General features: G+C 37.0%; 22 protein-coding genes. 14 read left to right on the plus strand and 8 right to left on the minus strand.

The window, feature by feature from the left end:
• Positions 1-105: 105 nt before the first annotated feature.
• From rfaD to MLC52_RS03785, 3 genes are read left to right on the plus strand one after another with little or no spacing between them, the layout of a single operon-like run.
• On the plus strand, positions 106-1,113 hold the full coding sequence (gene rfaD / locus MLC52_RS03775) for an ADP-glyceromanno-heptose 6-epimerase (RefSeq protein WP_151900767.1): 1,008 nt from the start codon (positions 106-108) through the stop codon (positions 1,111-1,113).
• On the plus strand, positions 1,114-2,544 hold the full coding sequence (rfaE1, locus tag MLC52_RS03780) for a D-glycero-beta-D-manno-heptose-7-phosphate kinase (protein WP_418641179.1): 1,431 nt from the start codon (positions 1,114-1,116) through the stop codon (positions 2,542-2,544).
• Positions 2,538-3,113 (plus strand): YfaZ family outer membrane protein, encoded by a 576-nt coding sequence (locus tag MLC52_RS03785; RefSeq protein WP_346388496.1) that lies wholly within the window; start codon positions 2,538-2,540, stop codon positions 3,111-3,113. Before rfaE1 ends, MLC52_RS03785 begins: the two co-directional genes overlap by 7 nt.
• On the opposite strand, the gene waaF is transcribed toward MLC52_RS03785, so the two are convergent.
• Positions 3,110-4,105 carry a lipopolysaccharide heptosyltransferase II gene (gene waaF / locus MLC52_RS03790; protein ID WP_434581355.1) on the minus strand — a complete coding sequence of 332 codons (996 nt, stop codon included), beginning with the start codon at positions 4,103-4,105 and terminating at the stop codon, positions 3,110-3,112. The genes MLC52_RS03785 and waaF overlap by 4 nt on opposite strands.
• Entirely contained in the window at positions 4,086-5,375 is a 1,290-nt protein-coding gene (locus MLC52_RS03795; RefSeq protein WP_434581356.1) for a glycosyl hydrolase, read from the minus strand. Before MLC52_RS03795 ends, waaF begins: the two co-directional genes overlap by 20 nt.
• A gap of 191 nt (positions 5,376-5,566) precedes the next feature.
• Between MLC52_RS03795 and MLC52_RS03800 the strand changes: the two genes are divergently transcribed.
• Positions 5,567-6,532, plus strand: a complete 966-nt coding sequence (locus MLC52_RS03800) for a glycosyltransferase family 9 protein (protein ID WP_434581357.1) — start codon at positions 5,567-5,569, stop codon at positions 6,530-6,532.
• Positions 6,533-6,989: 457 nt separating this feature from the next.
• Here the strand turns inward: MLC52_RS03800 and MLC52_RS03805 are convergent, their stop codons facing one another.
• Both MLC52_RS03805 and MLC52_RS03810 read right to left on the minus strand, forming a co-directional pair.
• On the minus strand, positions 6,990-7,763 hold the full coding sequence (locus tag MLC52_RS03805) for a glycosyltransferase family 2 protein (protein ID WP_434581358.1): 774 nt from the start codon (positions 7,761-7,763) through the stop codon (positions 6,990-6,992).
• The gene (locus tag MLC52_RS03810; protein WP_434581359.1) at positions 7,753-8,493 is read right to left on the minus strand and encodes a lipopolysaccharide kinase InaA family protein; all 741 of its coding nucleotides are present in this window, start codon (positions 8,491-8,493) and stop codon (positions 7,753-7,755) included. The genes MLC52_RS03805 and MLC52_RS03810 overlap by 11 nt, the downstream gene beginning before the upstream one ends.
• Positions 8,494-8,551: 58 nt before the next feature.
• Here MLC52_RS03810 and MLC52_RS03815 point away from each other — a divergent pair, with 58 nt between their 5' ends.
• The 3 genes from MLC52_RS03815 to MLC52_RS03825 are packed head-to-tail and all read left to right on the plus strand — an operon-like array spanning position 8,552 to position 11,191.
• A complete protein-coding gene (locus MLC52_RS03815) occupies positions 8,552-9,577 on the plus strand; it encodes a glycosyltransferase family 9 protein (RefSeq protein ID WP_434581360.1) in 1,026 nt (341 codons plus the stop codon).
• Positions 9,567-10,646 (plus strand): glycosyltransferase family 4 protein, encoded by a 1,080-nt coding sequence (locus tag MLC52_RS03820; protein ID WP_346388502.1) that lies wholly within the window; start codon positions 9,567-9,569, stop codon positions 10,644-10,646. Before MLC52_RS03815 ends, MLC52_RS03820 begins: the two co-directional genes overlap by 11 nt.
• Complete coding sequence (locus tag MLC52_RS03825) at positions 10,643-11,191, plus strand: acyltransferase (RefSeq protein WP_418641184.1); 549 nt, start codon at positions 10,643-10,645, stop codon at positions 11,189-11,191. Before MLC52_RS03820 ends, MLC52_RS03825 begins: the two co-directional genes overlap by 4 nt.
• On the opposite strand, the gene MLC52_RS03830 is transcribed toward MLC52_RS03825, so the two are convergent.
• Positions 11,188-11,856, minus strand: a complete 669-nt coding sequence (locus MLC52_RS03830; RefSeq protein WP_434581361.1) for an acyltransferase — start codon at positions 11,854-11,856, stop codon at positions 11,188-11,190. The genes MLC52_RS03825 and MLC52_RS03830 overlap by 4 nt on opposite strands.
• A gap of 71 nt (positions 11,857-11,927) precedes the next feature.
• Here MLC52_RS03830 and MLC52_RS03835 point away from each other — a divergent pair, with 71 nt between their 5' ends.
• The 6 genes from MLC52_RS03835 to lgt all read left to right on the plus strand — a co-directional run bounded on the left by MLC52_RS03835 (position 11,928) and on the right by lgt (position 18,254).
• A complete protein-coding gene (locus MLC52_RS03835) occupies positions 11,928-12,860 on the plus strand; it encodes a glycosyltransferase family 2 protein (protein WP_434581362.1) in 933 nt (310 codons plus the stop codon).
• A complete protein-coding gene (locus tag MLC52_RS03840) occupies positions 12,850-13,221 on the plus strand; it encodes a GtrA family protein (RefSeq protein WP_434581363.1) in 372 nt (123 codons plus the stop codon). Before MLC52_RS03835 ends, MLC52_RS03840 begins: the two co-directional genes overlap by 11 nt.
• A gap of 184 nt (positions 13,222-13,405) precedes the next feature.
• Complete coding sequence (locus tag MLC52_RS03845; protein WP_434581364.1) at positions 13,406-14,692, plus strand: 3-deoxy-D-manno-octulosonic acid transferase; 1,287 nt, start codon at positions 13,406-13,408, stop codon at positions 14,690-14,692.
• 118 nt (positions 14,693-14,810) lie between these two features.
• A complete protein-coding gene (gene hemN, locus MLC52_RS03850; protein WP_151900753.1) occupies positions 14,811-16,181 on the plus strand; it encodes an oxygen-independent coproporphyrinogen III oxidase in 1,371 nt (456 codons plus the stop codon).
• 2 nt (positions 16,182-16,183) lie between these two features.
• Complete coding sequence (locus MLC52_RS03855; RefSeq protein WP_151900752.1) at positions 16,184-17,467, plus strand: (Fe-S)-binding protein; 1,284 nt, start codon at positions 16,184-16,186, stop codon at positions 17,465-17,467.
• A gap of 1 nt (position 17,468) precedes the next feature.
• Complete coding sequence (gene lgt / locus MLC52_RS03860) at positions 17,469-18,254, plus strand: prolipoprotein diacylglyceryl transferase (RefSeq protein WP_434581365.1); 786 nt, start codon at positions 17,469-17,471, stop codon at positions 18,252-18,254.
• Between the two features lie 84 nt (positions 18,255-18,338).
• Here lgt and MLC52_RS03865 read toward each other — a convergent pair whose 3' ends face one another.
• The gene (locus MLC52_RS03865) at positions 18,339-18,827 is read right to left on the minus strand and encodes a DUF2062 domain-containing protein (RefSeq protein WP_346388508.1); all 489 of its coding nucleotides are present in this window, start codon (positions 18,825-18,827) and stop codon (positions 18,339-18,341) included.
• A 79-nt stretch (positions 18,828-18,906) separates the two neighbouring features.
• Complete coding sequence (locus MLC52_RS03870) at positions 18,907-20,757, minus strand: EAL domain-containing protein (protein WP_434581366.1); 1,851 nt, start codon at positions 20,755-20,757, stop codon at positions 18,907-18,909.
• 153 nt (positions 20,758-20,910) lie between these two features.
• Here MLC52_RS03870 and MLC52_RS03875 point away from each other — a divergent pair, with 153 nt between their 5' ends.
• The gene (locus tag MLC52_RS03875) at positions 20,911-22,185 is read left to right on the plus strand and encodes a DEAD/DEAH box helicase (protein WP_434581367.1); all 1,275 of its coding nucleotides are present in this window, start codon (positions 20,911-20,913) and stop codon (positions 22,183-22,185) included.
• On the opposite strand, the gene MLC52_RS03880 is transcribed toward MLC52_RS03875, so the two are convergent.
• Positions 22,182-23,990 carry an EAL domain-containing protein gene (locus MLC52_RS03880; RefSeq protein ID WP_434581368.1) on the minus strand — a complete coding sequence of 603 codons (1,809 nt, stop codon included), beginning with the start codon at positions 23,988-23,990 and terminating at the stop codon, positions 22,182-22,184. The two genes, MLC52_RS03875 and MLC52_RS03880, sit on opposite strands and share 4 nt — an antisense overlap.
• Positions 23,991-23,995: the final 5 nt, after the last annotated feature.

Genomic DNA, 23,995 nt, shown 5'->3' on the forward strand with positions numbered 1-23,995 from the left:
CCTTAATTTCGAATTCAATTTATATTATAATGGGTAAAGTCTTAAATACTTGTTAATGAATTAAAAGGTATCATTTTATTAAAATTTATTTAGACGGATGGGAAGATGCGATACATAGAAGATGACTTAAAAGACAAAACAATACTTATTACAGGCGGTGCGGGATTTATCGGTTCAAATTTAGCATTTTATTTTCAAGAAAACCATCCGGATGCCAAAATTGTGGTACTTGACAGTTTTCGAAGCACAGAGACACTGAGTAACGGAAATTTAAAAAGTTTCGGACATTTTAAAAATCTCATAGGCTTTAACGGTGAAATTATCAGCGGTGATATTAACGATAAAGATTTACTGCTTGACTTGGAAGTAAATTATGACTTTGATTATATTTTCCATGAAGCGGCCATTTCTGATACAACGGCACAGGAACAGGATTTGATGATAAAAACAAATGTCAATGCCTATAAAGATCTGCTTGACCTGGCTGTGGCACATAATGCCAGTATGATATATGCATCTTCTGCCGCAACATACGGAAATGCTGAGTCTCCGCAGCGAGTTGGGCGAGAGGCACCAAACAATGTGTACGGTTTTTCAAAACTCTCTATGGATCATTTAAGCCGCGAGTATATGAAAGAGTGCGATATCAATATAGTAGGGCTTCGTTATTTTAATGTGTACGGTGCGCGTGAATATTTTAAAAACACAACGGCTTCAATGGTGTTGCAGTTTGGACATCAGATACTTGCAGGAAAAAATCCCCGTCTTTTTGAAGGCAGCGATAAAATTCTTCGAGATTTTATCTATATAGAAGATATTATACAGGCAAATATAAAAGCAATGCAGCCAAATACAAGCGGTATATACAATGTCGGAACAGGAAAGGCGAGAAGTTTTCAGGATATTGTTGATATTTTGCAAAAAGAGCTGGGTACCTCTTTGGAATGCGAATATATTCCAAACCCGTATATCGGTTCGTACCAGTTTCATACAGAAGCAGATATAGCAACAACGAAAGAGGCTTTGGGCTATACACCGGCTTATGAGATGGAAGAGGGCATAAAAGCTTATGTGCCGGAAATTAAACGTATATATGAGACAGAAGTAAAATAGATGCAGGTATTTAAAGAGGCAAAACCAAACATTTTGGTTCTGGGCGATTTGATGATTGACCACTACCTTTGGGGGAGTTGTGAACGAATCTCTCCTGAAGCACCTGTGCAGGTTGTGGATATCAATAAAGAAACGACAGTTTTAGGCGGTGCGGGAAATGTGGTTAACAATCTAAAAGCTTTGGGTGCAAATGTCAGTGTCAGCAGTGTGATGGGTGATGATGACAATGGTAAAGAACTTGTGAAAATGTTGCATGCTATTAATGTCAATACGCAAAATTTAATTATTGAGAAGAACAGAAAAACATCAAAAAAGAGTCGTGTTATTGCCGTTTCCCAACAAATTCTCAGATATGACAAAGAAAGTAAAAATGACATACTTCCAAGAAGTGTACAAAAGATTTTAGATTCCCTTGCAAAAAGTATTGATACCTATGATGCAGTGATTTTGTCCGACTACGGCAAAGGTGTGTTGACACAGGAACTTTCACAGGGCATCATCAAACTTGCAAAAAAACATAATGTAAAAGTCTTGGTTGATCCAAAAGGAAAAGATTTTTCAAAATATCGTGGAGCTTATCTGTTGACACCAAATAAAAAAGAAGCGGTTTTGGCAACAGGTATTGATATAAATGATGAAGCATCTTTAAAAAAAGCACTCTTGAAACTGAAAAATGAGTGTGATTTGGATGTTTCTTTGATAACACTTTCAGAAGAGGGAATAGCAACATATGAAGAGGAAGTAAAAATCTTTCCTACCGTTGCCAAAGAAGTATTTGATGTAACAGGTGCGGGTGATACGGTGATAGCCTCTATCGCGTTTGCTTTAAGTGTCGGCAAAAGTCTTGAAGAGACAGCAGCATTTGCAAATCTTGCAGCAGGTGTTGTGGTTGGCAAAATAGGCTCGGCTACAGTAACCATTGATGAGATAGAAGATTATGAAGCATCTTTGCATAAAAGTACCTCGGATGCGCATATTAAAAATTTTGAAGAGATCGATGCCATTGTGCAAAGATACAAAAAAAGCGGTAAAAAAATAGTCTTTACAAATGGCTGTTTTGATATCTTGCATGTAGGGCATGTAAAGTATTTGCAAATTGCCAAAAGTTTTGGGGATGTTTTGATTGTCGGGCTTAATTCTGATGCCTCGGTTTCTCGTCTCAAAGGTCCGAGCCGTCCTGTAAATCCTGCGGAGGACAGAGCCTATTTGTTGGCTGCACTTGAAGCGGTCGATTTTGTCGTGCCTTTTGAAGCAGATACACCCTATGAACTGATTAAAATGATAGAGCCGGATGTGCTTGTAAAAGGAGGGGATTATGCAGGAAAAGAGGTTATAGGTACGGAATTTGCTGGTGAGTTACGACTGGTTGATTTTGTCGATGGTAAAAGTACAACAAAAACAATAGAAAAAATACAAGGAAAAACATGTTAAAAAAAATCACTTTAATGGCAGTTTCGGCTGTGGCTGTATTTGCAATGAACAGTGCAAGTATCAATATAAACAATGAAGATTTAGAATTAAATGCAAATCTTGATGTTGGACAGTTTAATGAGAATGTTGAACCGGAAACGATGTTTGTGGGAGTTCGATTTTTAGATGCTGATAATGCAAATCGTGTAAACAATGAAGCACTGTATGAAGTTAGTTTTTTAATGAAAAAAGAGGTGGGTGAGAGTGACCTGTCTGTTGGTTTGGGTATTAAAGCGAACTATACAAAGGATTACAGAACTTTGCCTTTGGGAATTGTATTTGAGTATGCTTTACCTTCGGCAACAGTCGTCCCTATGGCTTTACACGCAGATGTTTATTATGCGCCAAAAGTTTTAAGCTTTGACAAAGCAAATAAATATTTTGAATACAGAGTGGAATGTGATGCCGAGGTTATCGATCATGGTCATGTTGTGCTTGGGTACCGGCACATCAGAACTGATTATGATGATCTAAGAGGAAATTTCACATACAATGCATCAGGATATATAGGGTTTAAATTTGAATTTTAAACTGCTGACTTTTTTACAGCTTCTATAACTTCAGAAGCTGTAATGCCTTTCATGCAGTCGTGATGCTTGAGTGGGCATTCCCGCTTCATACACGGACTACAGTCGAGTTCATGCCGGACGATGATACTCTTTTCATTCTTCCATTGCGAAGTCTCTTTATATCTTGTCGGTCCAAAGATAGCTACTGTGGGTACTTGATACGCGGCAGCTACATGCATAGGTCCACTGTCGTTGGTAATAAAAAGAGAACAGCCGCCGATATTTGCACACAACTCCTCTATATTTGTTTTTCCGGCTAAATTTATATAGTTGTTTACATGTAAAGCTTTGAGATTATCTTCTATCTCTTGTGCCATTTCGACCTCATTGGGCCCGCCGAATATTATAATGTCATACTGTTTGCTAAAATAAGCCGCAACTTTGGCAAAACGTTCGGGGTACCATCTTTTTGCACTGCCGTAGGTTGCACCGGCATTGATACCAAGTGTCGGTTTTTCAAAACTTTTTGCCTTTATATAAAGTTTGAGCGGTGGAATTTCCTGGGTAAAATCATCTACATTGACCATGGCAATTTGTGTGTACTGCTCTACCAAGTGTTGGTTTGTTCTGATCTTCGGTGTGTGTGAAAGAAGCAGTCTTGAATGCCACGAAGCCCTTGCACAGCAGATGACGGTGCTTGTAAAACGCAGTAACAGAGTAGAGTGGATTTGATCCCGAAAGCTGATTGCCAGATGAAAAGTTCCCAGCTCTTTTGCCAGTCTGTAGGTTGCCACAAGACGCGAAGATGCTTTTTTTGTCTCATCAACAATGGCACGTTCACATAAAGGGTGGTGTTTGAGTGCTTCTATGCTGACATAACTGCCGACAAAAGTAAACTGTGCATTGGGATATTTTAAAGCCAAAAGTTCTATGGCCGGAGTTGCCATGATGGCATCACCCAGCCAGTTTGGCAAAATGATTAAAATTTTCATATTAGATGCGCTCACTTGCATTGACCTGTTTTCCTACCTCTTTTGTAATGAAAATATACAAAGGAGAAGAGCCGACAGTCAAGGTTTCATCTTCTATTTTTTCACCGGTTTTGGAGTAAACATCAAAAAAGTCTTGATTTTGGAGGGTTGTTTCTTTGAGTGACCAGTGGATTTGAAGTATCTTGTCATTGACAAGTACCTGCATTGTGTAGTAGCCTCGTTTAATATCCATGCGTAAAAACTGCGCATTTTCAAGTGTTTGAAGCATGTACATGTAAGTATAAAAAGCTTCTCTTTTTTTAATCCCTTCTCTGTTGTCAACCAGACCGTAGCCAGGAGCTATGAGCTGATGCCAGGAGACGGAATCGACCTGCTGGGAAGCAAAAGTCAAAAGATAGTAGCGCAGCATATAATCAGCATAGAGTGCTTCACTGACACATTCATACTCACTTGTCGGTGCATAAGGTGCCGTATTTGAGAGAGGCCAGTTCACTTCGGTTACATGTAATTCCTGTTTTGTTTTTAAAGAGAGCCACACCAGAGTGCTCAGCAGGGCAATTTTATCGCTTAGGGTAAATCCGAGCTGTGTATTTTCAGGAGCACCGCGTCTGTCAACATATAAAAGTGCCGCAATACCGTCATATCTGCATTTGCAAAAGTTAAAAAGAGTGTGTACAGTAAAGTAAAATTCAAAATCTATAACACCGATGCCAAGGAGTCGGATGTCGGGAAATTCCTTTTTTTTCAAATCATATGCAACTTTATAAAAATCAAGATATTCGCGTACGGAGAAAAATCCCCACTTTGCACGGTTGAGTGTTGAACCGATTTCATAGTGTGTTACAGAGGTGCCCAAGCTTGTAAAGATTACATGTAAATTATTTTTAAGGAGTTGTAAATCTTCTATATGTTCACGGTCCTGCAGGATTTTAAGTATAATCTGCTTATTTCTGTTTTGCTTTATAAATGCTGCAAGTTCATTGAGTCGGTCCATCTCCCAAAGTTTAAAACGGACAAGAATGCTTTTTACTTTCAACTCTTCAAGCATTGCCTGTGTCTCTTGAGTGTTTCTCTGCCAGTCGACACCTAAAGAGAAAAAGTTTGCTGTATTAACCTCTTTTCTTTTGACAAATGGCATCATCAAAATACTCAAGGGAAGAATAATCAAAGAAGAGACAAATGTGAAAAGCAAAGAAAATTTCTCTTTTTTACGCATAAACTTTTTGTATCTCTTATCTTGCAGCGGTGCCGGTTGGTCGGAATAGTCATCCCAGGTAAAAGGTTTTTTCATAAGTAGGATTATATCCTTTTTAGGATAAAATACATAAAAACTGAGACAGATTATAAAAATTATGTACTTTTTTTGGAACCTGGATTTTAACCCAGGCTGATTTGCTTATATGCCTAAAAGACGAAGCTAAAGCATCGTTTCCGAAAAAAAATAAAAATTAGTTTTGAATTCTTTTGCTAGGATAATATGGAATGAGAATATTGGTCGTACGTACAGACAAGCTGGGCGATTTTATAACAGCGTTGCCGGCAATGTATCTCCTTAAACAGCATAATCCTAAAAACAAAATCATAGCACTTGTCGCTCCTGTGAACAAAGCTTTGGCACTTACATGTAACTTTATAGATGAGGTTATTGTAGATGATGGAAGAAGCTCTGTTTTTTCACTTGCCAAAAAGCTCAAACATTCAGATATTGATGCATCAGTCACGCTTTTTTCAAATACAAGAGTGGCGCTTGCACAGTTTTTAGCAGGCATACCAACAAGAATTGCTCCCGCAACAAAAATAGCACAAATTTTTTATAACAAACGAATAAAACAGAGACGCAGTGAAGTTAAAATGGCTGAGTTTGAATACAATCTTGCACTGACACAAACTCTTTTTCCGGATATTAAACTGCAATATCCAAAACCACTGCTTCAGTTTGATAATGCCCAAAAGGAGTATGAAAAGTTTTGCCAAAAGTATAATATAACAAAAGATGTTATAGCTTTTCATGTAGGTTTTGGCGGTTCTTCGGATGCCAACTGGAATTTGGATGAGTATGAAATACTGATTCGTGAAACCTTACATGTAAACAAGTATAGCGTAGTACTAACTTTTGGTCCGGATGAAAAAAGCCTGGAAGAAGAGATGCAAAAGCGTCTGCAAGATACTGATGCTATTTTTTATCTCTCAAATGACGGCATAGTAAATTTTGCAAGACTTATCAGCAGTTTTAAACTTTTTATCTCTACTTCTACAGGTACCTATCATTTGGCATCTTTAGTAGGAACCCCGACGATGACATTTTTTGGTGACTCAAAGTTTGCAAGTGCGCAGAGATGGAAAGCCGTTGGGGATGAAAAACTGCAAACACATTATATGTTGCCGAGTGATAAAGCCAAGCGTGCAGAGATGTTTGAAGCAGTGAAACAGGATTTGCTAAACGTATAAAAATATTCAGGCATATATCAGCCGGCACTGAAGTCATAAGTATCTACACAAATATTTTTGACTATCAAAGTTCTTGTTTTTGGGCTTTAAAGGAAGTTATGACTTCAGTTTCATGATTAGAAATAGTATAATTTAAAGATATTTTTTAAATTTTTATATAGAAAAGAATAAAAACTAAAAAATTATACTATATATATTACTATTTCTAGCGGCAGTACTAAAGTGAATATCTCCTATAAATGCCTAAATAACAGGCTTTTAGATAAAATATATTTGTGTAGATACTTATGACTGAAGTACCGGTTCTGAGAAACACTTTGGAACTCAGACTTTTAATGCTAAAGCATAACTTAGAAAAAAACTAAATTTTTTCTGTAGTCTGGGCTGAAAATGGCAAGAAAGTTCTAACAGCCGGCACTGCAGTACCGGTTCCGAGAAATATTTTGGAATCGGTACTTTAGTGCCGACCGGGTTTTTTGTTTTTTTGTTCTTTATTGAGTTCATAGAGTTTGATATATTTATAAAAATTCGTCACCATATGCGAATAGGCGATGACAAGTCCCACATAGCCGTCTCGAAATCCCTGTTTGAAAAAATAGGTTTTTATAAAGGAATATGCTCCGTTAAAAAAGGCTTTGCTTGGAGAAGAATATTTTTTTCCTGCATTGTTTTTTGCAAAAAGAGTGGAGTAGGTGTTGGCTTTGTTTATAAACTGCTCTATGCTCTGGTAGCTGTAATGCAGTACGTTGCCGTCTAAAATCTCTGTATGCAAACCCTCTGTGATGATGTCTTCATGGACATCATTGTCATTATATTTTGTGACGGTTCTATTGTAGAGGCGTTTGATTTTTTGATTGTTCCAGCCGCAGTGTTTGACTTCTGTATTTTTGTAAAAAGCTCGAAAATTTAGAATATAGACAGTGTGCGCATCAAGCTTTTTTTGTTGCAGTGTCTTTTTCAAAGTATCATCGATGACTTCATCGCTGTCGATGATGAGAATCCAGTCATTTTTGGCAAAACCTGCCGCTTGATTCTTGCTCCAGCCAAAACCTTTGAATTCGCCTTGGACTAAGTTTACATTTGAAAACTGTTTTGCAATCTCCATTGTTTTGTCAGTAGAACCGTTGTCATACACCACAACATCTTCAAATTCGCGCAGAGATTGGAGTGTTTTTTGTATAGTTGCTTCGTTGTTTTTTGCTAATACGACAGCAGAGATATTACCAATCAATTTCTTTTCCTTTGAGTCGTTTTTTGAAGTTTTTTCGTCTTTTGTTTTGAACAGAATACTCTATAACCTTTTGTACAAAATCTTCTTTGACTTTGTGGTGTTGCATATACTCCTGCGCAATGATCTGTAAATCTGCATTGCTTGCCCAGAGTTTTGCAAAGCTTTTTGCTCTTTTATTTTCATTTAGGGAACAAAAATCCATGCGGTTAACATCTACTATTTTAAATATATAGTTTTCAGCTTCTTGTTTGATCAAAATATTTCCCGGAGAATAGTCATTGTGAAATATACCGGCATTATGCAGTTGCAGACTGAAGCGGGCAAAGGCTTTTAGAATTTTTTCTCTTTTTGGAAAATTTTTATCGAGTAAAGGTTCTCGGATTGTAAAATCATAATCAAATTTTTTTGCCACAAAATAACTCTCAGCCAGAAGTCCCTGTCTGTAAAACTCAATATACCCGATAGGTTCAGGTGCAAAATTGCCTACTTTTATGGAGTTGTCATACGATTTTTTTGCTTTTGAATCCCGAAAACAGGTATAAAAAATGCGACGAAAGAAGTTTGGAATTTTAAAAGATTTGACAACAGTCTGTATCTCTTTGTAAGAAATTATTTTTAGTTCATTGCGGGCTTTGTGAATAGAGTTTTTGTTATCCCTGAAATATTTTTGCATGTGCAGCAAAAAATCTTTAAACTCATTTTCAAAAGACGGATTTAGTTTGTATTTCATAGAACTCTCATAAATAATTTTGTATAATAAAAATAATTATACAAAAAAAGGCATTAGCTTGAAGTTAAATTTTAGAAGAGGCAGTGCGTTTGCATCTCAAAAAGCACGAGAATATTTAAAAGACAAAAAACCGCAAGATATAAAAAGTATAACAGTTATCCGTCATGCGGCTATCGGCGATTTTATGAACATACGTCCTTTTTTGATAGAACTTCGTAAATTTTTCCCCAATGCAAAAATTACTTTAAGTGTTGTAAAACATTATATGTACGGCATTCCAGAGGATCTGACAGATGCATTACATGTAATGAGCAGATATAAAGAAGACGGTTCAAAAACAGGACTTCTTACGCGGATCAAAGAGGCAAAAGAACTGCCTCCTCAGGATATTATATTTGATTTGACAGACAGTACTTTGAGCCTTTTACTGGTTTTTTTGTCTCAGGCAAAATTAAAAATAGGTTACCCGTATAGAACTATCAGAAGAATGTTTTTTGATATAGCGACACTCAGAAGTGATTTTGTTGTGGAGGCTGTTTCTGTGGAACATATGCTCAATATTTTAGGGGCAAAAACAGAGTTTCCGCTTCATTACGGATTGGAAAAACTATACCCGAAAACAGAGGATCTCAAACAAATTGTTTATTTTGCCGGTGCTTCGACAAAAAGCAAGTGTTGGGAGGAAGATAAGTTTCGGGAGTTAATTGCAAAGATGTCCCAAAACTATCAGGATTATGATCATATTATTCTTCAAGGTATCGGCAAAGATGAAAAATTTTATGAAATTTACGAACCGCTCAAAGAGAGAAAAAACATAAAACTTCAAGAAGTTATGCCTATAGAAGAAGTAATGCACTTTTTGGCAAACAGTCGATGCCTTGTTTCTAATGACACCGGTGTGCGAAATATGGGCATTGCATTGGAGATTCCGACAGTAGGCATCTTTTTTCATATACCGCCGTTTCGGTATTGGCCACGCGAAGAGAAGCATGACTGTGTTTTTAATGTTGAATATACCTCACCGGAAGTTGCGGATGTATTCGCCGTTACAAAACAACTCATAGACAAACTGTATGAAAAATAAAAATATTTTGGAATTGTGTCTGGCACACGGACTGGGTGGGCTTGAGATGTTTGTGGCAAGTTGTTATGAAGAGTTTTCTAAAAAGACTACATGTAAAGTGGTTGTAGCACCGCAAAGTAAACTTGATGACTATCTTGATATCAATGACAAGTTTTATCTTAAACGAAATAAATTTTTTCCATTTATACCGGCTTTGCAACTGGCTAAATATATAGATGAAAATGACATTGATATAGTACATTTTCATTGGAGTAAAGATATCGTAACGGCTGTTTTGGCTAAAGTACTGAGCAGAAAAAAACCAAAGCTGGTGCAGAGCCGACATATGGGAATGACCCGTTTTAAAGATGATTTTTACCATAAATGGCTTTATAAAAATATTGATATGATACATGCGGTAACCCTGCAGGTGAAAAAACAGCTTGAAAAGTTCATTCCTGCAGAAGTAAGACCACAACTTGAAATGGTCTATCTTGGCGTAAAAACTCCGGAGACAGATGCAGATAAAGTGGCGCAATTGCGACAAAAATATCAACTTAAAGATGCTTTTGTTGTCGGAATTGTCGGCAGAATAGAAAAAGGCAAAGGACAGTATAAAGTTTTAGAAGCTGTAGCAAGGTTAAAAGATGCAAATCTAAAAGCAGTTGTTGTGGGAGCTTTTATGGATGATAATTATGCACAGGAACTGCAGGCGTATGTAAAAAAGCTGGGCATAGAACAACAAGTGATTTTTACCGGTTTTACAAAAGATGTGAATGAGCATATGCAACTTTTTGACGTGAATGTGCTTGCCACAGAAAATGAAACCTTTGGACTTGTAGTCATTGAAGCGATGGCAAACAGAATTCCGGTCATAGCTACATGCAAAGGGGGGCCATTGGAAATTATAGATGAGGATGTGGATGGACTGCTGTTTGACGGAAGTGTAGATGACTTGGGAGAGAAAATCCGATTTTTATATAATGATTTACATGTAAAAGAAGGAATTGCTCAAGCAGCTTTTAAAAAAGTAAAAGAAAAGTTTGATTATACTGCACAGCTTGAGAAACTCTACAGAGCAATAAGATGAAAAAATTTACACTCCTTCAAAAGCTCCGCAATAAAATAAGAATCAAAGGCAGCGTTGTTTTGTCGCTTGCAAAAAACGCAAAAATTACCAACTGTGATATTTCCATAAAAGGAAAAAATAACAGCCTGACTATTGAAGACGGTGTAACGATACGATACACACAGATAGAAATTTTAGGAGACAACTGTTCCATACATATAGGTAAAAATACTATTGTGGGTCACGGTTGCTATCTCTCAGCAAAAGAGGGCAAAAAATTAATTATTCAGGATGAGTGTATGTTGTCTAGAAATGTGAAAATTATGACTTCAGACGGGCATTTTATTTATGTCGACACTGCTGTTATCAATGAAGGGAAAGACATTGCAATAGGCAAACACGTCTGGCTTGCTGATAACGTTACTGTTTTAAAAGGAGTAGATATAGGGGACGGAAGTGTGTTAGGCATCAATGCTACTGTGACAAAAAATATTCCTGCTTTTTCTATCGCTGTTGGCAATCCGGCTGTTGTTGTGAAAAAAGGTATCACGAACTGGATGCATTAATGATTCCAACTTATATTTTCTTTTAAAATTTCAGCAGGATTGCCTGCAATAATACTTTTTTTCGTAGTGAAAGATTTTGTAATTGTTGTATTTGCACCGACAATACAGCCATCCGGAATTACAGACCCTTTGAGTATCAAACTTCTCGCCCCTATCCAGACATTATTGCCAATAGTGATTTTTTTATCTTGATTGATAACAGTATGCTGCGCATTATAAATAGCATGCTGGTCGGTATCCATAAGGATACTTTGCCACGCTATCATAGTGTTGTTCCCGATTTCAATCTCTTTTGCACAGATTATGGTGGCGTCACCGGTGATATCAAACCTGTCTCCTAAAGTAAGGTTTCCGCTGACCATTATTTTTGCACCTACGCCAATTTTTGTTTTGCCCTGAAAATGAATCTTTCCTGTAATTTTTAAAATAGTGCGTTCATAAGCATAATCCATCATATCTGTTCCACCAAAACCTATGCGAACAATGCCGGTTTTTACTTTGGAGAGTTGCACTTTTCCAGATAAAGAACGCAGTTTTGTTTTACGGGAAACTATTATAGGCAGAAGAACTGCCTGTGAAAATGGCAAAAGTCTCAGGTTGACATAAATACTTTTTGGAAGTCCTGCAGTATATCGTATGAGTTTTACTATTTTGTCAATGTTCATGATTTTGTAAGCACCTCTTTATTTATCTGAAAAGTGTACACAAATAAAATTAAAAAAGGTATAATTAGTGTATGAAAAATAGTAATCCTTTTTTATCCATAGTCGTTCCCTGTTATAATGAAGAAGATGTTATAGATGTATTTCTGAACAAAATTTTCTCTGTTTTGGCGTACACCGGTGAAGATTTTGAAATAGTCTTTGTAAATGACGGGAGTCGTGACAGTACTTTGTCTGTGCTCAAAGAAAAATCCAAAGAGTATGACAATGTACGAGTAATAAATCTCTCAAGAAACTTTGGCAAAGAGGCGGCACTTACAGCCGGGATTGATGCATCCAAAGGGGAAGTTGTCGTTCCTATAGACGTTGATTTACAAGATCCGCCTGAGTTGATACTTGATTTTATCAAAAAATACAAAGAAGGCTATGATGTGGTCGTTGGTAAGCGTGTCGATCGTACAACAGACAGTGTTGCCAAACGTATCAGTGCCGAATTTTTTTACAAAATTCATAATAAAATTTCAGATATTGAGATTCCTCATAATGTCGGTGATTACAGATTAATGTCACGACGGGTGGTTGAAGAACTGAAAAAACTGCCTGAGAGTCAGCGTTTTATGAAAGGGCTTTTTGCCTGGCTTGGGTTTAAAACGGCGGTTGTTGAGTATAAAAGAGATGCAAGAATCGCCGGTGACAGTAGTTTTAATGGCTGGAAGTTGTGGAACTTCGCGCTTGACGGTATCACGAGTTTTTCAACGGCACCGCTTCGTGTGTGGCTATATATCGGTTTGGGGCTTGCTTTTATCTCTTTTATTTACGGTTCATGGATTATCTTAAAAACGCTTTTGTTTGGCGCAGATACTCCTGGGTATGCTTCTATGATTACGGTTGTACTCTTTTTAGGCGGTATTCAGCTGATGGGCATAGGCATACTCGGCGAATATATCGGCAGAATTTATGTAGAATCAAAAAACAGACCGATTTATATAGTAGAAAATGAATATTAAAAGTCATATATTTCAGCTGGCAAAATACGGCTTTTTTGGAGTCATAGCAACGCTTGTGCATCTTTTGACTGCCTGGGCAATTATTTACTTTTTTGCGGCCTCTGTTTTTGTTGCCAATACATTTGCATTTTTTACGGCTTTTGTCTTTTCTTATGTTTTTCAGACGCTTTATGTATTTCACAGCACTTTTCATTTTAAAAAATTTATGAAATTTTTTTTGGTGCAGTATGGAACTTTTTTAGCTTCGTATTTTCTTTCCGATGCTTTTCCCGTACAAAACAGTTATTTGCACACACTTCTCATAGTTGCTATAATGCCGTTTATAACATTTGTTGTTCATAAGTTTTGGACATTTAAATAATTTTTTTGTCAATGCCATTAAGTTAAGAAAATTAATGCTTTTTCGGAACCGGTACTTCAGTGCCGGCTGTTGCAATAGTCTTTCCACTCTCAGTCGGCACTAAAGTACCGATTCCGATTAAATGGCTTTGTGCTCTTTTCAAGTTTAAAGTTTAGGTTGCAAATATTTAAAAAAGGAAGTTGATTTGTTTTTAGAAAAAAGATTTAAAATTATTCAGATAAGTTTACTTGTTTTAGGTCTGTTTTTGGCATGGTTTTATGCACAGCACCAAATCCTCACCGGTGATCAGACACAAATGCTTTACAAGGGTTATATGGGTGCATATAATCATGTCTGGATTAACTACGGCAATGCCGCAAGTGCGGTCGGTAATGTACCGGGAAGTATGATTTCTTATGTGGTAGCACTGCCTGTGATGCTTTATGATTCTCCGATGTCACCGATGCTTTTTTTGATATTTTTGCATCTTGCTTCTTATTTTCTCTTGGACAGTGTGCTCAAAGATATATACAAAACAGATGTTCGTTTGATCTTTTTGGTGCTGTACTGGCTCAATCCCTGGTTTTTATTTGAAAACATTTTATACAATCCGTCATATCTTTTTTTCTTTTCTGCCCTGCATATTTGGGCTGCCTACAAACAGCGTGAGAAAAGTTCTTTTGTTTATTCTTTTTTACATGTAACAGCTATAGGGTTGGCGTTGCAGTTTCATTATTCGTGGATTATACTTGCGCTTATTTCACTCTATCTAATTTATAGAAACATGGTAAAAGTAAATTGGTACGGCGTGTTTTTTGGAACGCTTGTTATTGGTATCTCTTTGGTGCCTTATTTGCTGACCGTGATGCAAAACAGTGCAATAATCCATCATGCTGATGATACGGGACGGTATATAGGCTGGGGCGGTGTGCATGTCTATCCTGTTTTAAAATCTTTTATCTACTGGTTGCGATATGGTTCTTTTTTCTTTCCAAACAAGCTCATTGCCAGTGCACATTTTGACTGGCTGGGAGCTTCGCATTTTGTGCAGATGATTTTTGTGTATGGGTATAAAGCACTTGTTTTTTCAGTAGGTGCTTTTACAATTTACATATCTTACAAAGCAAACAGATATTTTTACATACTTGTCAAAGGAAAATTATTTACAAGACATCAACCCATAGAAACAAAACAGGAATGGCTGCTTCTGTATGTGTTTGGTGCACTTGTCGGGGTGTTTGTCAGTTCTGTTTTGTCGCCGATTATTTTTAGCTACTGGCACCTTATCATTGTTTTTCCTTTTGCCATTCTTCCTGTTGTGATTTATCTTAAAGAATATGGACAAAAGTATATGACAAAAATATTAATTTTTATCGTGTTGTATTTTACTTTTATCAATATAATGGGTGCGTTAGACAGTCGAAAATACTCTATCAATACCAATTACATCCAAGATACTGAAGCGTATATCAAAAAGAGTGTCATTCAATAGGTGTTGGCTTTAAATATAAAATGAAAATTAGATTTCATTCGAAACTCACATGCTTTTATGAGTTCTTCAACACTTTTTGGAGATAATCCAATGAATTATTGACAGAGGGAAGCAACAGATGGAATTAGACTTCGCAAAATTTACAAAATACTCCAAGCCGGGACCAAGATATACATCGTACCCAACAGCGTTGGAATTTAATGATGCCTTTGGTTATGACGAATATATAAAAAAACTGCAAACACAGGACTCTTCTCGTCCTTTGAGCCTTTATTTTCATTTACCGTTTTGTAAAAATGCCTGTTATTTTTGTGGGTGTAATGTTGTTTTTACCTCAAAAGAAGATAAAATGATTCGGTATATGGAGTATCTCAAGCGTGAACTGAAAATTCTTTCAGAGCATTTGGATTGTAAGCGAGACGTGATTCAAATGCATTTTGGCGGAGGTACGCCTACTTTTTTTTCTGCTGCACAACTAGATGAAATCATAACTGAAATCAAGTCCTATTTTCCGAATTTTGTCGCAGATGCAGAGATTTCCTGTGAAATAGACCCTCGCCATATCAATGAAGAACAAATGCGTGTGATGAGTGAACACGGATTTAATCGTGTAAGTTTTGGTATTCAGGATTTCAATGAAAAAGTGCAAGTTGCTGTGCATCGCGTCCAGCCGTACAATATCACAAAAGATGCAATGGATCTGGCACGCAAATACAATATGGACTCAGTCAATGTTGACTTGATTTACGGGCTGCCTTTTCAAACACTTGATACATTCAAAGAGACGCTTTCGTTGGCATTGACGTTAAATCCTGACAGGTTTGCGGTATTTAACTATGCACATGTGCCATGGCTGAAAAAGACAATGCGCAAGATAGATGAAACAACACTGCCGCGTCCTGATGAAAAACTGCAGATTATGCAGTACACAATTGACTTTTTAACAAACAACGGGTATAAAATGATAGGTATGGATCATTTTGCGAAACCAGAAGATGAACTTTTTAAAGCCATAGACAAGGGTGAGTTGCATAGAAACTTTCAAGGTTATACCACCAAAGGCGGAGCAGACTTGATCGGAGTAGGACTGACTTCCATCGGAGAAGGGGTTGATTACTATGCTCAGAATTTTAAAGATATGCCTTCGTATGAAGCAGCAATTGATGCAGGCAAACTGCCGTTTGAACGGGGAGTGGCTTTGAGTGAAGATGATATGATTCGCCAGCATGTCATTATGGAACTCATGAGTAATTTCAAGCTTGATATTAAAAGATTTGAAGCCATGTTTGGGTTGGAATTTAAAAAGTATTTTGAAGATGCACTTTTGGATTTAAAACCTTTTATGGAAGAAGAATTAATAACAATGAATAATGAGTATATAGAGTGTTCCCCAACAGGCACCCTGCTCATTCGAAATATTGCCATGCCTTTTGATGCCTATATGAAGCGTCATGCCGGCAGTGACAAAACATTTTCAAAGACGGTGTAAGTATGAGTAAAAAACCAGAAGATATTTTTAATTTTAATGAGATCGCTGATGATTGTGTCAAATGCGGGAAGTGTATTCCTGTGTGTACCATTCATAATGTCAATGCGGATGAGGTGACTTCTCCACGTGGATTTATAGACCTTTTGGGAGCGTACAAACGCGGAAATCTGGAGCTTGACAAGACGGCAAAAGATATATTTGAGAGCTGTTTTTTATGTACGGCCTGTGTTGAAGTGTGCCCCAAGTCACTGCCGACAGATATGATAATAGAGCAGGTGCGCAGTGACATTGCACAAAAATTCGGTATAGCATGGTACAAAAAAGCCTTCTTTTTGCTTCTGCGTCACAGATGGCTCAATGACATTGCATTTAAGCTTGGGTATACCTTTCAGACCTGCGGATTTAAAATCAAAGATGATATTAATTCTATGACATCACGCTTCAATCTGCCGATTATAAAATCTGACAGATTGATGCCGAGTTTGACAAAAACATCTTTTTTAAATTCTCATCCTGAAAATATAAACAACGGCGGAAAGCGAAAAGTAGCTGTTTTTATAGGCTGTTTGGCAAATTACAATTACAAAAACATAGGAGATTCTCTTTTAGAAATTTTAGAAGTGCTTGAAATTGATGCATTTTTGGCAAAAAGTCAAAAATGCTGTTCTGCGCCTGCGTATTTTACGGGAGATTTTGATACAGTTGATGCAAATGCAAAGTTTAACATAGAATACTTTGAGAGTTTTGCCAAAGATGTTGAGGCTATTATCGTTCCTGAGGCTACATGCAGTGCAATGCTCAAAATAGATTATGAACACTATTTTCATGACCAGCCGGAATGGAAAGCCCGTGCCAAAGCGGTTATGGAGAAGGTTTTTATGGCTACGGAGTGGCTGCAGCACCATACCCATTTGGAACATCTTCTGGCATCCAAGAAAAAAGCAAGTCCGATAGTAACCTACCATGACCCCTGTCATGCGAAAAAGATGCAGGGCATTCACGAAGAACCGAGAAATCTGATTCGCCAAAACTATAAAATAGTGGAAATGAGTGATCCGAATTTATGCTGCGGATTTGGCGGTGTGACCATGCAGACAGAAAAGTATCATTTTGCAAAAGCTGCAGGTGTGCCAAAAGCGGCCATGATTAAAGAAACAAAGGCGGAGATTGTCAGTGCAGAGTGCAGTGCCTGTCGTATGCAGATAAACAATTCTATGCACAATGCTGGGGTTGAGACGGTTTTTAAAAATCCGATTGAACTTATAGCAGAGGCGTTAAAAGAGTAGTATGAATCATTTTGTCTGGAACGCTGACCCTATTTTAATTTCATTTGGACCCTTGCAGGTACATTGGTACGGGCTGTTGTTTGCTGCAGCGATACTTTCGGGTCTGGAGTTTATGAAATGGGTCTATCGTTTGGAAAACAAAGATGAAAGCACGATTGAACCGCTTTTTTTGTATGCGGTCGTCGGAATAGTTATAGGAGCAAGACTCGGTCATGTCCTGTTTTATGATCCGGATTATTATCTGGCACATCCTATGAAGATTTTTGCCGTATGGGAAGGCGGATTGGCCTCTCACGGTGGTGGACTGGGTGTTTTGATTGCTCTGTATTACGGATGTAAAAAGTATAAAACAGACTTTTTATGGCTGATTGACCGGCTTGTAATCCCCACGGCACTTTTTGGTTTTTTTGTCCGCATGGGAAATTTTATAAATTCCGAAATTATAGGCAAACCGAGTGACCTGCCCTGGGCTGTTGTCTTTAGCAGGGTGGATATGATTCCAAGACATCCTGTGCAACTCTATGAGGCTTTGTCGTACCTTTTTATCTTTTTTGTATTGACATTGATTTATAAAGGAAACTATAAGAAGCTGCAAAAGGGCTTTTTGTTTGGGCTTTTTCTTGTGTTGGTTTTCAGTGCAAGATTTTTAATTGAATTTGTCAAAGTTCGCCAAGCTGATTATTCATTAGGAATTGATTTGACAACCGGGCAGCTGCTTAGTATTCCCTTTTTGATTGTAGGCATTGGCCTAATGGCGTGGAGTTATAAAAAGAGTCAAAAGGTTTAAGCCTTAATATCTCTTTTGGAATCCAGACTTCAGTCTGGACTATGCGTCTTTAAAGACTAAAAGGTGAAGCAAAAACAAAGCAGTTTACCTGTCTGAATAATGTTTCTTTTTTTCCTTTTCAACAGATTGTTTCCAAAGAAAGTTTACTAAGAAGTACCCTGCAATGGAACCAAAAACAGAATAGATCGCAGTACCAAAATAAAGAGGTATAAAAATATTGTCTAAGTTGTTTGAAAACCATTCAAGTGTCATTTGTACAGGTTCCGGTTGTATGCCAAGCAAAAATGAACCGGTCAGGTACTCCATATAGTACATTGGAGGCATTGTCAAAGGATTGCTCAGCCAACACATGGCAAGAGCTACAGGTACATTGAATTTTATAAAGGGCACAAAAAGCAAAACGGCTGCCATCTGCATAGGCATAGGAATAAATGCTATAAAGAGACCTATAAGTACACCGCGTGAAATCATTTTACGGTTTGTTGCAAGATACTCTGGGGGTATTTTATATTTTTTTATTAAATCTCTGAGTTTTTTATGTTTGGAGGTTTTTTTTAAAGTTTTTCTTATCATCTCTGTACTTGTTTTATATAAATTATATTTGACCACGATTATAGCAGGAGAGAACTTATAAACAGCAGTGAAAAATGTTTTAGTGCAGGTCTGCACTCGGTTTGTCTATATAATAACCCTGTGATTTGTTTACACCCATTTTTATGAGTTTTTCATGTATCTCTTTCGTTTCAACATATTCTGCTATTGTTTTTATATTCATCTCTTTGGCAAAGGAAATAATGACGGAGGTCAAAACTTCTGAACTTTTGTTGTTTAGAATGGATTTGATAATACTGCCGTCTATTTTGATGAAATCTGCCTGCAGTTTCATAAGGTATTCAAAGTTTGAGTACCCTGTGCCAAAATCATCTATGGCAATACGGCATCCGTAGGATTTCACTTTTTTTATAAAGCGTTCAACGGTGTCAAAGTTTTTTATACTTTCACTCTCGACAATTTCAAAAATAACTCTCTTCCCTATGCCATAGTTTTGCAGCATTTGAAAAATATATTCATTCATATTGTGATCCAGAATGTCTTCAATGGTTAAATTAATGGAAAAATCATAGGTATTGTCTTTAAAAGCTTCAAAACTCTTTCTGATTACAATTTTTGTCAGTTTTTTATAAAGTTTGGCTTTTTTTGCAATTTCCAAAAAGTGCCATGGTGTAATAATATTGCCTTTCTTGTCTACAAGCCGTATCAGTGATTCGTATTTGGTAACTGTACGCGTTTTGTTATCCATAATAGGTTGAAAAAACATAACGATTCTGTTCTCAAGGATGGCATCTTTTATCTCCTGAATCCATTTTAGATTATTTTCATATTCTTCGTTGAGTGAGGCTTCATCACTGTAAAAAACGATATTTTTTGACTCTTTTTTTGCAAGCTTGAGTGCCATATTTGCAGTTGGCAGGAGAAGTTCTGTTTCTTCAAAAGAGATGCCGACGGTTATGTTTAAATAGATATCATGGTCTTCAATTGTAAGAGGATGTTTGTGTATCTCCTCTATAAGTTTTGTGAGATTATTTTTGAGTGTGTCGCGGTTTTTCTCTTTGGAGAGTAAAACAAACTCGTCTCCGCTGAGTCTGAACAGTTTGCATTCCGGATTCTTTTTAAGATTTTCCTGCAAAAATTCAGAAAATTTTATAAGAACCTTGTCTCCGAATTTTTCACCATAAAGATCATTGATCTGACTGAAAGTATCTATGTTTATCAAAAGAAGCGAGAAATTGTGTATCTCCTTTTTTGCTTCTATCAGGGCCCGTCTGTTTGGCAAACCTGTCAGAGAGTCTGTGTAAAACATTTTGGTTAACTCATCCTGGGTATATTCCATGAGTTCATTGTGTTTTTCTTTGAGTTTTTCTTTTGTGTTGATATCTGTTTTGCGAATAAAATATTTGAGTAAAAGATATATACCGCACAAAGCGGCAGTAACATTCAAAAAGAAAAAAACTTCCTGTGCCAGCGGCGGTATGGTGTGATTGTAATGTGTAATCAGGAGAGGATCTATGACTACTGACAACACCACCAGGGCTACAAATGAATAGAGCCAGTACTGAGACTTTTGCTCTTTTTCATGAATAAGCGAGGCAATAGGGGCAAAAAAGGCCCAAATCATGACATAGCTTCCCTGTGCGAAGCCTCCTAAGGTCCACATGAGCAGAAATGGTAAAATAAGGACCAGTAACATTTGGACTTTCTGAATGATTAGCAAATTTTTATTTCGCCTGTAACACCAAAGGTTTATAAATGAGACACAAGAGTAAAAAAGAGGGATGAGTGCCGGAATATACTGTTCAAAAGCGATATAAATAAGAGCCCAGACAAGGCTTATGGGCCCTATAACCATCGGTACTATAATAATAGATGCTTCTTTGAGTTCATCTTCACTGACCTGTTCAGTGTTAAGCAGTATATGTAAATAATGTTTATAGGCTTGAATCATTCGCTAACTTTTAATTTTTTGGTAATTATATCACAAAATTATCACAAGTATTGCTGAAACAGCTATTAAATTTTATTATCTGATTTATAAACAAAATGTGATACAAAGGGAAGAAAATATGCTAAAATTAGATATATTAATTGAGGGAAGAAAATGTCATTTGAAAAGCTGGGAGTTTTTAAGCCGTTACTGGATGCTATAAAGGATTTGGGCTATACAGAGCCTACTCTGGTGCAAACAAGGGCTATCCCCTTGGTACTGGCAAAAAAAGATGTTTTTGCAACAGCACAGACGGGAACGGGCAAGACAGCCGCTTTTGTTTTGCCGATACTGCAAAAACTGAGAAAACCTGTACAGGGCAAAGGAATTCGTGCTGTTATACTTTCTCCTACACGGGAGTTGAGTATACAGATACATGATGATATTACGGCTTTATCAAAATATATGGAGATTCGGACAACGATTCTGGTTGGCGGCAAAGATTTGCAAAAGCAGCGTGAAGCCTTGAAAAAGGGGACGGAGATTGTTATTGCAACGCCCGGACGTCTTTTGGAACATATTGAAAACGGTCTGAGCCTCAAAGATGTGGAAATCTTTGTGCTTGATGAAGCGGACAGAATGTTAGATATGGGTTTTACCAAAGATATTCGAAAAATTCATCCGCTTATGCCAAAGAGACATCAGACACTTCTTTTTTCGGCAACATTCAGTGACAAGGTACGCAGGCTCTCCAAACTGATTTTGACCAAACCGGCATTTATAGAAACAGCGAAGAAAAATACAACGGTAGATACAATCAATCAGGTGGCCTATCTTGTGGATACTGCAAGAAAAGCCGAGCTTTTGGCGTATCTCATCGGTTCAAGAAACTTTCCTCAGGTTTTGGTTTTTACAAGAACAAAAGCAAGTGCCGACAGACTTTTTGAGGAACTGCAAAAAGACGGACTAAAATGTGGGATTCTTCACGGAGACAGAACAAAAGCAAACCGCTTAAAAACACTCAAGCAGTTTAAAGAGGGTAAAACAAGAGTATTGGTGGCAACCGACATTGCTTCACGTGGTTTGGACATAGAAGAGTTGCCTTATGTCATTAACTACGAACTGCCTTCAATTCCTGAAGATTATGTTCACAGGGTCGGTCGTACGGGGCGTGCAGGACGTGAAGGTGAGGCAATTTCTCTCATTGATATTTATGAAAAATATGACATAAAAGATATAGAAAAGCTTATAGGGCAAAAAATTCCTCAAGAAGTGGTAGAAGGTTTTGAACCGGACCCGACGATACGAAGAAAAGATGTGGATGAAGTCAAACTCAAAGCAGAGCATAAAAAGCCTGAAAGTAAAAGAGTTCGTCACTACAGTAAAAATACCACAGGTATACAGACGAAACGAAATCCGAAAAAGCGTAAGACAACCAAGAGAGACTAGTCTACAATATCGGGCAGAGGCTTTCCTATATGATAGCCCTGGAGCATATCAATCCCAAGTTCTATAGCCTTGTTTTGTATCGTCTCGTCTTCTATATACTCAGCAATGGTTATAAGGTCAAGCTCTTTTGCCAAATTGATAATATTTTTAAAGAGTTTTTCATAATGTATGTCTGATGCAATATATTTGACTATGGAACCGTCAATTTTAAGATAATTGAGATTCAGTTTAATGACATTTGAAAGATTGGAATATCCGCTTCCAAAATCATCCATGGCAATTGTGATCCGGGCATCTTTTGCTTTTTGTATAAATTTACAGAGTGCATCAAAATTGTCAAACTCCTCACTTTCTAAAATTTCCAAGGTTAACTGCCGGGCAATATTTTCTTGGACCGCCTGCGTAAAAATGGCTTCGCAGAATTCTGAATTTTGAATATCCAAAGCGGAAATATTAAAAGAAAAGCTTAAAGAAGGGTTCTTTTTGGCTATTTGAATAACCTGTGTAAACATTTGCAGAGAGAGTTTATGATAAAGAGGTGTCTTTTTGGCTACATCCAAAAAATACCATGGAGCAACAATCTCTCCGTTTTGTCTCTCTAGGCGCATAAGTGTCTCATATTTGATGATTTTGTGCTGTTTGACATCATATATGGGTTGCAGATAGCTGTAGACCTTGTTATATTGCAGGGCATAATCTATATCATCCAAAATACGTTTGTTTTTTTTGTTGTGATTCATATTTTCATGATACAGGGCTAAGAGCATATTGTGTTTTTTTGCAAACTTCAAGGCTATTTCGGCATGAATAAATGGATTGGAACTTTCAACAACTTCTCCTATGCCGGCTTTCATACTGAGTGTAGTTTTATATCCCTCATAGGTAAATTTTTGGTGATTCAAAGCAGAGAGTATATCTTCTGTTTTTTGCATAAATGCTTTTACCGGCATTGTCTGTGTGTTGACTATGCAAAACAAGTCTGCATGGAGTTTATACAGTTTCAGGTCCAAAGAGATATTTTTTTGCAGCAGTTTTGCAACATATTTCAGATATTCATTTCCGTAGGCATAACCGTAAATATCATTCAGCATACCAAAATGTTCAATATCCAAAATGGCAATAAAAAAGGGAATGTCATTGTGTTTTTTAGCTAAGTCATAAACAAGTTTTTTGGCATTTTCAAGCTGCGTAAGTGCATCAACATTGTAAGCCTTTTCAATTTCGTCTGTTTTTTGTGTCACAATACTGTTTAAACGTTTGACAACGATGAAGTTGAAAAACATATAAAACAGAATGATAAAAAATACAGGGACAATCAAATACAGAATTTTACTTAAAAGTATATGTTTGAGTGTGATGATGTCCTCAATATTGTAATCGGCACCGACAACATATTTTTTACCGTTTTTTGTCTGTTTAAGGATGTAGACACTGTAAAAGTCTCCCCATTTGTCTTTTGAATGATTAAAAAGAGGTTGGTTGAAGTTTGCAGTGTTAAAAAGCTCTTGCAGTTGTGGGTCTGTATATGTATCAAAAGAGTAGATGTCACTGCTGTTTTGTTCCAAATCTTTTTCTTTGGCACTTGAACTTGAAAATCTGATGATATTGTTTTTATCCCGGACGAAGGAGTATACATACGCAAGATGGGTATTACGGATAAACTGAGTAAGATTTTTAATATTTTCAAAATCTTGTGCATACGAAGGTTTCTTTGCAAGCAAATTATCATCATGGTAGGTACTTTTAAGAATCAAAGGGACACTGTTTGCACCATGGAGCAGTTCTTGTTTAATATTTGCATGCAAGGCTT

Origin of the sequence: Sulfurimonas sp. NW15 (assembly GCF_051132285.1) — a bacterium.
GTDB lineage: Bacteria > Campylobacterota > Campylobacteria > Campylobacterales > Sulfurimonadaceae > Sulfurimonas > Sulfurimonas hydrogeniphila.

Bases quoted from the DNA above. Each gene is read 5' to 3' on its own strand.
- waaF (WP_434581355.1), bottom strand. From the start codon at position 4,105: ATGCAAGTGAGCGCATCTAATATGAAAATTTTAATCATTTTGCCAAAC.
- rfaE1 (WP_418641179.1), top strand. From the start codon at position 1,114: ATGCAGGTATTTAAAGAGGCAAAACCAAACATTTTGGTTCTGGGCGAT.
- MLC52_RS03840 (WP_434581363.1), top strand. From the start codon at position 12,850: ATGAATATTAAAAGTCATATATTTCAGCTGGCAAAATACGGCTTTTTT.
- hemN (WP_151900753.1), top strand. From the start codon at position 14,811: ATGGAATTAGACTTCGCAAAATTTACAAAATACTCCAAGCCGGGACCA.
- MLC52_RS03855 (WP_151900752.1), top strand. From the start codon at position 16,184: ATGAGTAAAAAACCAGAAGATATTTTTAATTTTAATGAGATCGCTGAT.
- MLC52_RS03820 (WP_346388502.1), top strand. From the start codon at position 9,567: ATGAAAAATAAAAATATTTTGGAATTGTGTCTGGCACACGGACTGGGT.
- MLC52_RS03875 (WP_434581367.1), top strand. From the start codon at position 20,911: ATGTCATTTGAAAAGCTGGGAGTTTTTAAGCCGTTACTGGATGCTATA.
- MLC52_RS03810 (WP_434581359.1), bottom strand. From the start codon at position 8,493: ATGAAATACAAACTAAATCCGTCTTTTGAAAATGAGTTTAAAGATTTT.
- MLC52_RS03830 (WP_434581361.1), bottom strand. From the start codon at position 11,856: ATGAACATTGACAAAATAGTAAAACTCATACGATATACTGCAGGACTT.
- MLC52_RS03865 (WP_346388508.1), bottom strand. From the start codon at position 18,827: ATGATAAGAAAAACTTTAAAAAAAACCTCCAAACATAAAAAACTCAGA.
- MLC52_RS03870 (WP_434581366.1), bottom strand. From the start codon at position 20,757: ATGATTCAAGCCTATAAACATTATTTACATATACTGCTTAACACTGAA.
- rfaD (WP_151900767.1), top strand. From the start codon at position 106: ATGCGATACATAGAAGATGACTTAAAAGACAAAACAATACTTATTACA.
- MLC52_RS03785 (WP_346388496.1), top strand. From the start codon at position 2,538: ATGTTAAAAAAAATCACTTTAATGGCAGTTTCGGCTGTGGCTGTATTT.
- MLC52_RS03835 (WP_434581362.1), top strand. From the start codon at position 11,928: ATGAAAAATAGTAATCCTTTTTTATCCATAGTCGTTCCCTGTTATAAT.
- MLC52_RS03825 (WP_418641184.1), top strand. From the start codon at position 10,643: ATGAAAAAATTTACACTCCTTCAAAAGCTCCGCAATAAAATAAGAATC.
- lgt (WP_434581365.1), top strand. From the start codon at position 17,469: ATGAATCATTTTGTCTGGAACGCTGACCCTATTTTAATTTCATTTGGA.
- MLC52_RS03795 (WP_434581356.1), bottom strand. From the start codon at position 5,375: ATGAAAAAACCTTTTACCTGGGATGACTATTCCGACCAACCGGCACCG.
- MLC52_RS03800 (WP_434581357.1), top strand. From the start codon at position 5,567: ATGAGAATATTGGTCGTACGTACAGACAAGCTGGGCGATTTTATAACA.